Here is a 12776-nt window from a genome sequence, read left to right on the forward strand (position 1 = left end):
GTGACCGGAGAGGCAGAACGGGAAGGAGGTGGGGTGCAGGCGCCGTTGCACAGGGGAAGGGACAGGGTGCCGAGGGGAAACGGGCGGCAACGGCCGCATACCATCGACACGAGACCCTCCCGCCCGGATGGCGCGGGAGACGCAGCGAACGAGGGGACACCGGTGGAGGCAAGTGGCGGGCGCGGGCGGCCGCGGTCCGGCAACGACGAATCGACCGAGCACCCCTCGGGCCGCTCGGAACCGGCCCCCGACGACACCACCACCCGGGACGGCGCCCAGGGCCCGGCACCGGACGCTCCGGCCGGGACCGACGCGCCCCGGCCCGGCGCCGACCCTGCCCGGCCCGGCCCCGTCAGCGGCACACCCGGGGAGACGGGACACCCGCACACCGGCGCCCCCGCCGACGGCGAGGACCGGCCCGCTCCCGGCCGGCCCGCCCCGGACGACCGCCCCACCGCCGACGGGCCCCCGGCCGCGCCGGAACGGCCCGACGCCCCTGTGGCGCCCCCGGCCGCCGGAGGGGACACCCGGACTCCCGGTCCCGGCGCCCCCCACCCGCCGCCCCCGCCGCCTCCGCCGACGGCGGCACCCGGCGGGACCGAGGACGACCGCACGCTCGCCCACTCCGGCCCCGGCAAGGGCCCCCAGCGGCCTCCCGAGCAGCAGCGCGGCGGACTGCTGATGGGGCGGCCGTTCGGCGTTCCGGTGTACGTGGCGCCGAGCTGGTTCCTCGTCGCCATCCTCATCACCTGGGTGTTCGGCGGGCAGATCGACCGCGTCCTGCCCGAGCTCGGCGCCGCCAGCTACCTGGTGTCCCTGTTCTTCGCCGTCGCCTTCTACGCCTCGGTCCTGGTACACGAGCTGGCCCACACCCTCGCCGCGCTCCGCTTCAAGCTGCCCGTGCGCCGCATCCAGCTGCAGTTCTTCGGCGGCGTCTCCGAGATCGAGAAGGAGGCCGAGACCCCCGGCCGGGAGTTCGTGCTCGCCTTCGTCGGCCCGCTGCTCTCCCTCGTGCTGTCCGGCGTCTTCTACCTCGGCCTGCTCGCCGTCGACCCCAGCTCCGTGCCCGGGGTCCTGCTGGCCGGCCTGATGATCTCCAACCTCATCGTCGCCGTCTTCAATCTCCTGCCGGGCCTCCCGCTCGACGGCGGCCGGATGCTCCGCGCGGTGGTCTGGAAACTCACCGGCAGGCCGATGACCGGCACCGTCGCCGCCGCCTGGGTCGGCCGCGCCCTCGCCGTGTCCGTCCTCGTCGGGCTGCCGCTGCTCACCCAGTCCGGCGCGCTCGGCTCCGCCGCCGCCGACGGCGTCGGCATGGACACCGTCCTGGACGCCCTGCTCGCCGCGATCCTGGCCGCCATCATCTGGACCGGCGCCGGCAACAGCCTGCGCATGGCCCGCCTGCGGGAACACCTCCCCGAGCTGCGCGCCCGCACCCTCACCCGCCGCGCCGTCCCGGTGGAGAACGACACCCCCCTGTCCGAGGCCCTGCGCCGGGCCAACGCCGCCGGGGCCCGCGCCCTGGTCGTCGTCGATCCCGACGGCACCCCGCTGTCCCTGGTGCGCGAGGCCGCCATCGTCGGCGTGCCCGAGCACCGCCGCCCCTGGGTGCCGGTCTCCGGACTCTCCCAGGACATCACCGACGGCATGCGGGTCTCCGCCGAGCTGGCGGGCGAGGACCTGCTGGAGGTGCTGCGGGCGACCCCGGCGACCGAGTACCTGGTGGTCGAGGACACCGGCGAGATCTACGGCGTGCTGTCCGCGGCGGACGTGGAACGGGCGTTCGTGAAGGCCATGGCACGGCCCAGCTGAGCCCGCCGGGACGGAGGAGCACCGCTTCGCCGCCCCGGCCCCCGCACGCCCCGGAGGTGGTCGGCGGCCCCTCCGGGGACCGGTAGGCTGGTCACATGTCCGAACCGACCGGTGCCGCCCGCAGGCGCGGGCCCTTCAAGGTCGGGGACCAGGTTCAGCTGACCGACCCCAAGGGCCGCCACTACACGTTCACGCTCGAGGCCGGGAAGAATTTCCACACCCACAAGGGTTCCTTCCCGCACGACGAACTGATCGGCGCTCCCGAGGGCAGCGTTGTCCGCACCACCGGGAACGTCGCCTACCTCGCGCTGCGCCCCCTGCTCCCCGACTACGTCCTGTCCATGCCCCGCGGGGCGGCCGTCGTCTACCCGAAGGACGCGGGACAGATCCTCGCCTTCGCCGACATCTTCCCCGGCGCGCGCGTCGTGGAGGCCGGTGTGGGCTCCGGCTCGCTGAGCAGCTTCCTGCTGCGGGCCATCGGCGACCAGGGCATGCTGCACAGCTACGAGCGCCGCGAGGACTTCGCCGACATCGCCCGGCAGAACGTCGAGCGCTACTTCGGCGGCCCGCACCCCGCCTGGCAGCTCACCGTCGGCGACCTCCAGGACAACCTGTCCGACGCCGACGTGGACCGCGTCATCCTCGACATGCTGGCCCCCTGGGAGTGCCTGGAGGCCGTCTCCAAGGCGCTCGTGCCCGGCGGCATCCTGTGCTGCTACGTGGCGACCACCACCCAGCTCGCCCGCACGGTGGAGTCCATCCGCGAGATCGGCTGCTTCAACGAGCCGACCTCCTGGGAGACGATGATCCGCAACTGGCACATCGAGGGCCTGGCCGTCCGCCCGGACCACCGGATGATCGGCCACACCGGCTTCCTGCTCACCGCCCGCCGTCTCGCCGACGGCGTCGAGCCGCCCATGCGCCGCCGCCGCCCCGCCAAGGGCGCCTACGGCGAGGACTACGCGGGCCCCAACGCCGACGGCGGCGCCACCCGCTGACGCGACCCCCGCCACGACAACGCACGGGCGCGGGGGGGGGGGGGGGGCGCCCCCCCCCCCCCCCCCGCCCCCGCGCCCCGGGGGGGGGGGCCCGGGGGGGGGGGCCCCCCCCCGCGCCGGCCCCCCCCCCCCGCACCCCGCCCGGCCGCCGGCCCCCGTGCCCCCCGCACCCGCGGGAACTGTGCCACGGCGCCCGTGCGTTGACCCTCCGACGGGATCCCCGGCCCGCGGCCGGATCCGCCCCGGTTCCCCCGCGGCGGGAACCCACACCCCCCGCCGTTCCCTCCGTCCTGTGACGTGTGGCACGATGCTGGCCACCCCCACCGGCACAGCCCTCACAGGAGGCACTCCTCGTGCAGCCTTCCGCGGTCCCGGAACTCGCGCACACGCACGCCCGCCCGATCCACTGGGTCGCCACCGCGACGGCCCTCGCCGGTGTCGTCGCGCTGTCGTCGCTGTTCCAGCCCGGCTCCGCGACCGCGGCCCAGAGCCCCGGCCCGCAGACCAGGAGCGCGCCGGCGCACGGCGCCCCGCCGGACCCGGCGGGTGTGGAGTTCCCCTTCGACTGCGGCCCGGTGCAGCAGGTCGTGAAGAAGCAGGCGTCCGGTGACCTCGACGGGGACGGCCGCCCCGAGACCGTGGCCGTGGTCCACTGCGACGCGCCCATGGGCACCCCGCCGGACGGCGTGTACGTGCTGACCCGGTCCGCCGACGACGCGACCGAGCGGGTGGTCGCCACCCTCGTCGACCCGGGAGACCGCACCAACGTCGACGACTTCTCGGTGGACGCGGGCGACGTGCACGCCACCCTCCTCGGCTACTCGTCCTCCGACGTGCCCAGTTGCTGCCCCGACGTGCGCGAGAGCGTGAAATGGCGTTGGGACAACGGCTCGTTCACGCGCTCCACGCCGTCCGGCGCCCGGAGCGTCTGACCGCGCCCGGGAACCGGCGGCCACCGGGCCGGTCGTACGGGCCGCGCGCGTGAGGGGGCACGCGCGGGCGCGCGGCCCCGGAGCGCACTCCGGCGGGCGAGGAATCAGACGGACATGACGGTCCGTGCCCCGCCCGTCACGCCGCGTCCGGCCCGTACACCTCGACGCCGTCCGTCACCCGGCGGACGTGGATGCACTCGCCGGGACACTCCTTCGCCGAGTCGACCACATCGGTGAGGAGGGGCAGCGGCACGGGCGTTGTCGCGCCCTTGTCCTGAAGCAGCTCGTCGTCCGGACTCTTCACGTAGGCCAGGCCGTCGATGTCGAGCTCGAACACCTCCGGCGCGTACTGGGCGCAGATGCCGTCGCCCGTACACAGGTCCTGGTCGATCCAGACCTCCAGCGCCTCCTCGCGGACCCCGGCCTCCTGCTGCACGCTCATCTCTCCTGCCGATCGCTGCGTCGGAAGGGACGGGAATCCGGCCAGCTCCGACGGGTGTTGAACACTTCGACCCTACCCGCGCCGGGATTCCAATCATCGTCGGTGGGTATTCCCCTGGCGTGAGGGAGAGCGCAAGGGTGAAGATCGGACACACCCCGACCGTCTTTGTGATCTAGGGGTTTCAATCGACACCCGCCCAGGTAGGGTCTGGAAGCGTCCAGCTCCCCTTGGAGGAGGTGAGGACCGTGGCAGCCCACGACGACGACATGAACCGCGGCATCCGCCCGGGACGCGGGTCCGACGACCCGACCGGGCAGATCGCCTACCTTGAGCAGGAGATCGCCGTCCTGCGACGTAAGCTCGCCGACTCTCCGCGACACACGAGGATTCTCGAAGAGCGGATCGTCGAGCTGCAGACCAACCTGGCCGGCGTGTCCGCCCAGAACGAACGACTCGCCAACACGCTCCGTGAGGCCCGCGACCAGATCGTGGCCCTCAAGGAGGAGGTCGACCGGCTCGCCCAGCCCCCGGCCGGCTTCGGAGTCTTCCTCACGGCGAACGAGGACGGCACCGCCGACATCTTCACCGGCGGCCGCAAGCTCCGGGTGAACGTCAGCCCGGGCGTGGAGCTCGACGGGCTCCGGCGTGGCCAGGAGGTCATGCTCAACGAGGCGCTCAACGTGGTCGAGGCCATGGAGTTCGAGCGTGTCGGCGACATCGTCACCCTCAAGGAGATCCTCGAGGACGGCGAGCGCGCCCTGGTGGTCGGGCACACCGACGAGGAGCGGGTGGTGCGGCTCGCGGAGCCGCTGCTGGACATCACCATCCGCCCCGGCGACGCCCTGCTGATGGAGCCGCGCTCCGGGTACGTCTACGAGGTCGTCCCCAAGAGCGAGGTCGAGGAACTCGTCCTCGAAGAGGTCCCCGACATCGGATACGAGCAGATCGGCGGCCTCGGCAACCAGATCGAGGCCATCCGGGACGCGGTCGAGCTGCCGTACCTCTACCCGGACCTGTTCCGCGAGCACGAACTGCGTCCGCCCAAGGGTGTCCTGCTCTACGGGCCCCCCGGATGCGGAAAGACGCTCATCGCCAAGGCCGTCGCGAACTCGCTCGCCAAGAAGGTGGCCGAGGTGACCGGGCAGGCCGCGGGCAAGAGCTTCTTCCTCAACATCAAGGGCCCGGAGCTGCTCAACAAGTACGTCGGCGAGACCGAGCGGCAGATCCGCCTGGTCTTCCAGCGGGCTCGTGAGAAGGCCAGCGAGGGCACGCCCGTCATCGTCTTCTTCGACGAGATGGAGTCCCTCTTCCGCACCCGTGGATCCGGTGTCAGCTCGGACGTGGAGAACACCATCGTCCCGCAGCTGCTGGCCGAGATCGACGGTGTGGAGGGCCTGGAGAACGTGGTGGTCATCGGCGCCTCCAACCGTGAGGACATGATCGACCCCGCGATCCTGCGGCCCGGCCGGCTCGACGTGAAGATCAAGATCGAGCGTCCGGACGCCGAGGCGGCCAAGGACATCTTCGGCAAGTACCTCACCGAGCGCCTCCCGCTGCACGGCGACGACCTCACCGAGCACGGCGGCGACAAGGGCATGACGGTCCAGAGCATGATCCAGACCGCCGTGGAACAGATGTACGCCGAGTCCGAGGAGAACCGCTTCCTGGAGGTCACCTACGCCAATGGTGACAAGGAAGTTCTGTACTTCAAGGACTTCAATTCCGGCGCCATGATCGAGAACATCGTGGGCCGGGCCAAGAAGATGGCCATCAAGGACTTCCTCGAGAAGAACCAGAAGGGTCTCCGCGTCTCCCACCTGCTCCAGGCCTGTGTGGACGAGTTCAAGGAGAACGAGGACCTGCCCAACACCACCAACCCGGACGACTGGGCGCGCATCTCCGGAAAGAAGGGCGAGCGGATCGTCTACATCCGTACGCTCATCACCGGAAAGCAGGGCGCGGACACCGGCCGGTCCATCGACACGGTGGCGAATACCGGTCAGTACCTGTAAAAGGCAGGGCGGCTGCGGGTGCCCTCGGCGGGTACCCGCAGCCGACTGTTTTTCGGGGCCACGGCTGGAGCACAGCAATGACGCAAATGATCTCCCCACCGGCGCAGAGGCGTTCTAGGCTCTTGCATACCGCCGAGTCGCGCAGTGCGGGGACGGGCACCGCACACGCATCTGAGCGCCAGCGGTACTTGAGCAGCGCCCCCGACCGGGAGCGCTGCCGGGCAAGGAGGGCCGCATGACCGTACGGCGAGTAATGGGCATCGAGACGGAGTACGGGATCTCCGTCCCCGGCCACCCGAACGCCAATGCCATGCTCACCTCGTCCCAGATCGTGAACGCCTACGCGGCGGCGATGCACCGGGCACGCAGGGCCCGCTGGGACTTCGAGGAGGAGAACCCGCTGCGGGACGCGCGAGGCTTCGACCTCGCCCGGGAGGCCGCCGACGCCAGCCAGCTCACCGACGAGGACATCGGCCTGGCGAACGTGATCCTCACCAACGGGGCCCGCCTCTACGTGGACCACGCGCACCCCGAGTACAGCGCACCGGAGGTCACCAACCCGCGCGACGCCGTGCTGTGGGACAAGGCCGGCGAGCGCATCATGGCCGAGGCCGCCGAACGGGCGGCCGCACTGCCCGGCGCCCAGCCGATCCACCTCTACAAGAACAACACCGACAACAAGGGCGCCTCCTACGGCACGCACGAGAACTACCTGATGAAGCGGGCCACCCCGTTTTCGGACATCGTGCGCCACCTGACGCCCTTCTTCGTCTCCCGCCAGGTCTTCGCCGGGGCCGGCCGCGTCGGCATCGGCCAGGACGGCCACGAGCACGGCTTCCAGATCAGCCAGCGGGCGGACTACTTCGAGGTCGAGGTGGGCCTGGAGACCACGCTGAAGCGCCCGATCATCAACACCCGCGACGAACCGCACGCGGACGCCGAGAAGTACCGGCGCCTGCATGTGATCATCGGCGACGCGAACCTGTCGGAGATCTCGACCTACCTGAAGCTGGGCACCACCGCCCTGGTGCTGTCGATGATCGAGGACGGCTTCATCGCCGTGGACCTGGCCGTCGACCAGCCGGTCCGCACCCTCCACCAGGTCTCCCACGACCCGTCGCTGAAGCGCCTCGTCACGCTGCGCAGCGGCCGGACCCTGACCGCGGTCCAGCTCCAGATGGAGTACTACGAGCTGGCCCGCAAGTACGTGGAGGAGCGGTTCGGGGCGGACGCCGACGACCAGACCAAGGACGTCCTGGCCCGCTGGGAGGACACCCTCACCCGTCTGGAGAACGACCCGATGAGCCTGGCCGGCGAGCTGGACTGGGTCGCCAAGCGGGAGCTGATGGAGGGCTACCGGCGCCGCGACGGCCTGGACTGGGACGCCGCCCGGCTGCACCTGGTGGACCTCCAGTACGCCGACGTACGCCCCGACAAGGGTCTCTACAACCGGCTGGTGGCCCGCGGCCGGATGAAGCGGCTGCTGGACGAGGCGGAGGTCGAGCGGGCCCGTACGAAGCCGCCGGAGGACACGCGAGCGTACTTCCGCGGACGCTGCCTGGAGCAGTACGCGGACGACGTGGCGGCGGCCTCCTGGGACTCCGTGATCTTCGATCTGCCGGGCCGCGACTCGCTCCAGAGGGTCCCAACCCTCGAACCGCTTCGCGGAACGCGTAATCACGTCAAGGAGCTCCTGGACCGCTGCCGCACGGCGGAAGACCTGGTCAGGGTCCTGTCCGGGAACTGAACCGGAGCGCCCCGGGGTACCCGGGGAGCCGCGAACGGCCCGCCGACGGGGTGGAACGCCCCGTCGGCGGGAATCATCGAGGTGGTCCCCGTACGTTGGAGCAAGTACGGGGGCATTGTCGGACCAGGCTTGTAGGGTCTGATCATCACCGATCGGCGTCATGCCGACCATGTCGGGCGAACTGAGCGGGGTGAGGGTTATGGCGACCAAGGACACCGGCGGCGGGCAGCAGAAGGCCACGCGCTCCACCGAGGAGGTCGAGGAGCAGACGCAGGACGCGCAGGCTTCCGAGGACCTCAAGGAGCGCCAGGAGAAGCTCAACGAGGACGTGGACGACGTCCTCGACGAGATCGACGACGTCCTGGAGGCCAACGCCGAGGACTTCGTCAGGTCCTTCGTCCAAAAGGGCGGCGAGTAACCTTCGGTCCGAAGGCCGAGCAGGTGCCGTACTTCGCAATCGAAGAGAGTGTGAACGCTGTCCGCGGTGCGCCCAGACCTGCCGCGGACAGCGTTCGCGCTGCACCGGACCCGTCCCGGAAAGACCCGTATCGCATGTGGATCATTGCCGCGTGGCGGGTAGGGTCCGTGACGTACTGTGCTTCAACTGCAATTCGGCCATCGGCAAGTTGGGAGACGATCCCGACCGCATCCGTCGGGCTGCCGCCTATCTGGAGGGAACCTCGTGGAAGCCAACACTCGTGACACCGGGCGTCTGCCTGCTGCCTTCCTGACGCCAGGGTCTTCCTCCTTCATGGACTTCCTCTCCGAACACCAGCCGGACCTGCTGCCGGGGCGCAGGAAGCTGCCGCCCGTCCAGGGCGCGATCGAGGCTCCCCACGGCACCACCATCGTCTCCGTGACCTTCCCCGGCGGGGTCGTCCTCGCCGGGGACCGGCGGGCCACCATGGGCAACGTCATCGCCCAGCGGGACATCGAGAAGGTGTTCCCCGCCGACGAGTACTCCGCGGTGGGCATCGCCGGCACGGCGGGCCTGGCCGTGGAGATGGTGAAGCTGTTCCAGCTGGAGCTGGAGCACTTCGAGAAGGTCGAGGGCGCGCAGCTGTCCCTGGAGGGCAAGGCCAACCGCCTGTCGACCATGATCCGCTCCAACCTGGGCATGGCCATGCAGGGCCTGGCCGTGGTCCCGCTGTTCGCCGGGTACGACGTGGACCGGGAGAAGGGGCGGATCTTCTCCTACGACGTCACGGGCGGCCGTTCCGAGGAGCAGGGGTTCGCCGCCACCGGGTCGGGCTCGATCTTCGCGCGCGGCGCGATGAAGAAGCTGTTCCGGGAGGACCTGAGCGAGGCCGAGGCCACCACGCTGGTGGTGCAGGCCCTGTACGACGCGGCAGACGACGACTCGGCGACCGGTGGTCCCGATGTCGCCCGCCGGATCTACCCGATCGTCACCGTGATCACCGAGGACGGCTTCCGCCGGCTCACCGAGGACGAGGCGTCCGGGATCGCCCGGTCCGTGCTGGAGCGGCGGCTGGAGCAGCCCGACGGCCCGCGGGCCTCGCTGCTGTAGGCGGGCGGTCCGGATGTTTCAAGGTGGTCCAGTGACTTCGACAGAAAGGGACGGATAACCGGTGTCGACGCCGTTCTATGTCTCCCCCCAGCAGGCGATGGCCGACCGGGCCGAGTACGCCCGCAAAGGCATCGCCCGTGGCCGCAGCCTGGTCGTGCTGCAGTACGCCGACGGCATCGTCTTCGTCGGCGAGAACCCGTCCCGCGCGCTGCACAAGTTCAGCGAGATCTACGACCGGATCGGCTTCGCCGCCGCCGGCAAGTACAACGAGTACGAGAACCTCCGCATCGGCGGCGTCCGGTACGCCGACCTGCGCGGCTACACCTACGCCCGGCACGACGTGACCGCCCGGGGCCTGGCCAACGTCTACGCGCAGACGCTGGGCACCATCTTCTCCAGCGTCGGCGAGAAGCCGTACGAGGTGGAGCTGGTGGTCGCCGAGGTCGGTGAGACCCCGGACCAGGACCAGATCTACCGGCTGCCGCACGACGGCTCCATCGTCGACGAACACGGCTCGGTGGCGGTCGGCGGCAACGCGGAGCAGATCAGCGGCTACCTCGACCAGCGGCACCAGGACGGCATGACCCTGGCCGAGGCGCTGAAGCTGGCCGTGCAGTCGCTGTCGCGGGACACCAACGGCAGTGAGCGGGAGATCCCCGCCGAGCGGCTGGAGGTGGCGGTGCTGGACCGCACCCGGCCGCAGAAGCGCAAGTTCAAGCGCATCACCGGGCGCCAGCTGGTGCGCCTGCTGGAGGCCGGCGGCGCCGAGACGGCGTCGGAGGCCGAAGCGGACACCGAGGCGGAGACGGAGTCCGGGGGCTCGGACACCGAGTAGCCGGGCACGGGTGCGCCGTGCGCGGCCGGGCCTGCGGGCCGGCAGCGCGCGGTGCACCGTCATGCGCGGCCCGTCAGTCCGGTGCGGGGCCGGTGGACCCCCGCACCACCAGGTCGACGGGGATGTCGTCCGCGTCGGGCGCGCGCTGCTCCAGCACGGCCAGCAGCGCCCGCATGCCGCGCTCGCCGAACAGCTCGGCGTCGAACCGCACCGTGGTCAGTTCCGGGTCGATGGCCGTGGCCAGGGCCAGGTCGTCCAGCCCCGTGACGGAGAGGTCGTCGGGGATCCGCAGGCCGAGCCTGCGGGCCGCCTTGTAGACACCGGCCGCCAGCTGGTCGTCGTCGCATACGACGGCCGTGGGCCGGTCCCCGCCCGCGAGGGCGGCCCCGGCGGCGGCCTCCGCGCCCCTGATCGAGATGGGCGAGGAGACGGTGCGCACGGACGCGCCCGGGACGTCCTCCAGCCGGGCGGCCAGTTCGCGGGCGCGCACCTCGAAGGTCCAGGACGCCACGTCCGCGGCCAGGTGCACGAAGCGCCGGTGGCCGAGGTCCAGCAGGTGCCGGGCGACCTGGCGGACGCCGTCGGCGATGTCCAGGTTCACCGTGGCCGCGCCCACCCCGGCCGCCGGGTCGCTGTCCAGCATCACCAGGGGCAGCTGGTCGCCCCGGATCGCGCTGAGGGCGTCGGCTGCCATGGAGGAGGCGATGACGCCGTCCAGGGCGGCCTGTGCGGACGCGAAGGGGTCGCGGGCCGGGCCGATGCCCTCCGGGGAGGGGTAGAGCACCACACCGAAGCCGTGCCGGCCGGCGACGCGCGCGGCGCCGGTGTAGACCCCGGCGAAGAACTCCGTGGTGAGCGCGGGAACCACCAGCAGGACCGTACGGGTGCGGCCCAGGCGCAGGTTGCGGGCGGCGAGGTTGGGCCGGTAGCCGAGGCTGTCCGCGGCCTCGCGGACGCGCTGCGCGGTGGTCTCGGAGACCCGGCCGCGCCACTTGTCGCCCAGGACCAGGGAGACCGCGGCCTGGGAGACACCGGCGGCCCGGGCGACGTCCCGGCTCGTGGGTCGCGTGCTGGCTCGTGCCACCGTCGGACCGCTCCTTCGTCTGGACTGGCGAACAGCCGACATGGTACGTATGGAACCGGCCGTTATACGTACAACCCACGGTCCGGCCCCGGAACGGCCGGTGAGCGGAGGGCTCGGCATGGCCACGGGATACCTGGAGATCCTCCGGGTGCGGCACGCCGCCCGGCTGCTTGTCGGCACGCTGGTGGGACGGCTGCCCAACGCGACCGCGGCCATCGCCATCGTGCTCTTCGTGCGCGCCGAGGGGGGCTCCTACAGCCTGGCGGGTGCCCTCGCGGCGGTCTACGGCGTGGCGAACGCCGTCGGCCAGCCGGTGCTCGGGCGGCTGGTGGACCTGCGCGGCCAGCCCCGGGTGCAGCTGCCCGCCGCCGTGCTCTCGGCCCTCGCCATGGCCGTGTTCGCCTTCGCGGGCATCGGTCCGCTGCCCCTGGCCTACGCGGCCGTGGCCGCCGCCGGGCTGTTCACGCCCCCGCTGGAGGGCGGACTGCGGGCCCTGTGGGCCACGGTGCTGCCCAAGGAGAACCACGTGCACCGGGCGTACGCCCTGGACGCCGTGGCCCAGGAGGTGATGTTCACCGTCGGGCCGCTGCTCGTGACGGTGTGCGCCGCCCTGTGGTCGGCCCAGGCGGCCCTGCTCGTGCTCAACGCCGTCGGGGTGCTCGGCGCGCTGTCCGTGGTCGTCTCGGCACCCTCCCGCGCATGGCGCTCCGCGCCGCGCGAGGCGCACTGGCTGGGCGCCCTGCGCTCCCCGGGGCTCCTCGCCCTGCTGGCCGCCTTCCTGTTCATCGGCATGGCGCTCGGCTCCATCACCGTGGCCGCGGTGTCCTACGGGGACGACAACGGCGGCGACGTCGTGTACGGCTGGCTGATGGCGGGCCTCGGCTTCGGAGCCCTTGTCGGCGGCCTGGCGTACGGGGCGCGCGGCTGGCGGGGCGAACCCGGGCGTCGACTGCGGGTGCTGGTGGCCCTTCTGGCGGTGTGTTACCTGCCGCTCATGCTGATGCCGGGCCCGGTCGCCATGACGCTGCTCGCCGCGCTCGCCGGCGTGTTCCTCGCCCCGGCCATCGCCTGTGCCTTCGTGCTCGTCGACCGGCACGCGCCGCGCGGCACGGTCACGGAGGCGTTCTCCTGGCTGGTGACCACCTTCACCGTGGGCGCGTCGGCCGGAACGGGCGTGGCGGGCCCGGTCGTCGAGGCCGGCGGCGCCCTGTGGGGTTTCGCGGTGCCCGGCGCGGCCGGTGGCGTGTCCCTGCTGGTTTTGATCGCCACAAGAAGGGTAATAGCAGTTCCGGTCGGCAGGGCGGTGGTTGCGGCCCGTTCGGAAAATGATCCGAACCGTGCCCTCGAACCCCGTTTCAGTTCAGAGGATCGGGCGTAATGTTCAGT

General features: G+C 71.7%; 11 protein-coding genes and 1 pseudogene. 10 read left to right on the plus strand and 2 right to left on the minus strand.

Annotated elements, in window-relative coordinates; genetic code table 11:
- Positions 1–162 precede the first annotated feature (162 nt).
- The 3 genes from ACIRPP_RS15875 (at position 163) to ACIRPP_RS15885 (ending at position 3742) form a co-directional block, all read left to right on the plus strand.
- Positions 163–1812 carry a site-2 protease family protein gene (locus ACIRPP_RS15875; RefSeq protein ID WP_403642514.1) on the plus strand — a complete coding sequence of 550 codons (1650 nt, stop codon included), beginning with the start codon at positions 163–165 and terminating at the stop codon, positions 1810–1812.
- Between the two features lie 95 nt (positions 1813–1907).
- Entirely contained in the window at positions 1908–2810 is a 903-nt protein-coding gene (locus tag ACIRPP_RS15880; RefSeq protein ID WP_164335096.1) for a tRNA (adenine-N1)-methyltransferase, read from the plus strand.
- A 353-nt stretch (positions 2811–3163) separates the two neighbouring features.
- Positions 3164–3742 (plus strand): hypothetical protein, encoded by a 579-nt coding sequence (locus tag ACIRPP_RS15885; RefSeq protein ID WP_403642517.1) that lies wholly within the window; start codon positions 3164–3166, stop codon positions 3740–3742.
- 136 nt (positions 3743–3878) lie between these two features.
- Here ACIRPP_RS15885 and ACIRPP_RS15890 read toward each other — a convergent pair whose 3' ends face one another.
- Positions 3879–4184: a ferredoxin gene (locus ACIRPP_RS15890; protein WP_403642520.1), complete on the minus strand. Its 306-nt coding sequence runs from the start codon at positions 4182–4184 to the stop codon at positions 3879–3881.
- A 245-nt stretch (positions 4185–4429) separates the two neighbouring features.
- On the opposite strand from ACIRPP_RS15890, the gene arc reads away from it, so the two are divergent.
- From arc to prcA, 6 genes and pseudogenes are all read left to right on the plus strand, one after another.
- The gene (gene arc, locus ACIRPP_RS15895) at positions 4430–6196 is read left to right on the plus strand and encodes a proteasome ATPase (RefSeq protein ID WP_403642523.1); all 1767 of its coding nucleotides are present in this window, start codon (positions 4430–4432) and stop codon (positions 6194–6196) included.
- Between the two features lie 235 nt (positions 6197–6431).
- The gene (gene dop, locus ACIRPP_RS15900; protein WP_343240650.1) at positions 6432–7943 is read left to right on the plus strand and encodes a depupylase/deamidase Dop; all 1512 of its coding nucleotides are present in this window, start codon (positions 6432–6434) and stop codon (positions 7941–7943) included.
- 199 nt (positions 7944–8142) lie between these two features.
- Positions 8143–8361: a ubiquitin-like protein Pup gene (locus tag ACIRPP_RS15905; protein WP_164335133.1), complete on the plus strand. Its 219-nt coding sequence runs from the start codon at positions 8143–8145 to the stop codon at positions 8359–8361.
- Between the two features lie 79 nt (positions 8362–8440).
- A pseudogene (locus tag ACIRPP_RS15910) lies at positions 8441–8674 on the plus strand (endonuclease domain-containing protein); the annotation flags it as partial.
- Positions 8626–9471, plus strand: coding sequence for a proteasome subunit beta (prcB, locus tag ACIRPP_RS15915; RefSeq protein ID WP_164335106.1), 846 nt, complete (start codon positions 8626–8628; stop codon positions 9469–9471). The pseudogene ACIRPP_RS15910 and the gene prcB, both read left to right, overlap by 49 nt.
- 61 nt (positions 9472–9532) lie before the next feature.
- On the plus strand, positions 9533–10306 hold the full coding sequence (prcA, locus tag ACIRPP_RS15920) for a proteasome subunit alpha (protein WP_403642527.1): 774 nt from the start codon (positions 9533–9535) through the stop codon (positions 10304–10306).
- A gap of 73 nt (positions 10307–10379) precedes the next feature.
- Here the strand turns inward: prcA and ACIRPP_RS15925 are convergent, their stop codons facing one another.
- Entirely contained in the window at positions 10380–11432 is a 1053-nt protein-coding gene (locus ACIRPP_RS15925) for a LacI family DNA-binding transcriptional regulator (protein ID WP_403642530.1), read from the minus strand.
- Positions 11433–11508: 76 nt separating this feature from the next.
- On the opposite strand from ACIRPP_RS15925, the gene ACIRPP_RS15930 reads away from it, so the two are divergent.
- Entirely contained in the window at positions 11509–12768 is a 1260-nt protein-coding gene (locus ACIRPP_RS15930) for an MFS transporter (RefSeq protein ID WP_403642533.1), read from the plus strand.
- Positions 12769–12776 lie beyond the last annotated feature (8 nt).

It is taken from the genome of Streptomyces sp. NPDC101219 (genome assembly GCF_044767675.1).
GTDB lineage: Bacteria > Actinomycetota > Actinomycetes > Streptomycetales > Streptomycetaceae > Streptomyces.

What these genes read in the sequence shown, in the direction of transcription:
- ACIRPP_RS15880 (WP_164335096.1), top strand. Translation starts at nt 1,908, where the DNA reads ATGTCCGAACCGACCGGTGCCGCCCGCAGGCGCGGGCCCTTCAAGGTC.
- ACIRPP_RS15890 (WP_403642520.1), bottom strand. Translation starts at nt 4,184, where the DNA reads ATGAGCGTGCAGCAGGAGGCCGGGGTCCGCGAGGAGGCGCTGGAGGTC.
- dop (WP_343240650.1), top strand. Translation starts at nt 6,432, where the DNA reads ATGACCGTACGGCGAGTAATGGGCATCGAGACGGAGTACGGGATCTCC.
- ACIRPP_RS15905 (WP_164335133.1), top strand. Translation starts at nt 8,143, where the DNA reads ATGGCGACCAAGGACACCGGCGGCGGGCAGCAGAAGGCCACGCGCTCC.
- ACIRPP_RS15925 (WP_403642530.1), bottom strand. Translation starts at nt 11,432, where the DNA reads ATGTCGGCTGTTCGCCAGTCCAGACGAAGGAGCGGTCCGACGGTGGCA.
- ACIRPP_RS15930 (WP_403642533.1), top strand. Translation starts at nt 11,509, where the DNA reads ATGGCCACGGGATACCTGGAGATCCTCCGGGTGCGGCACGCCGCCCGG.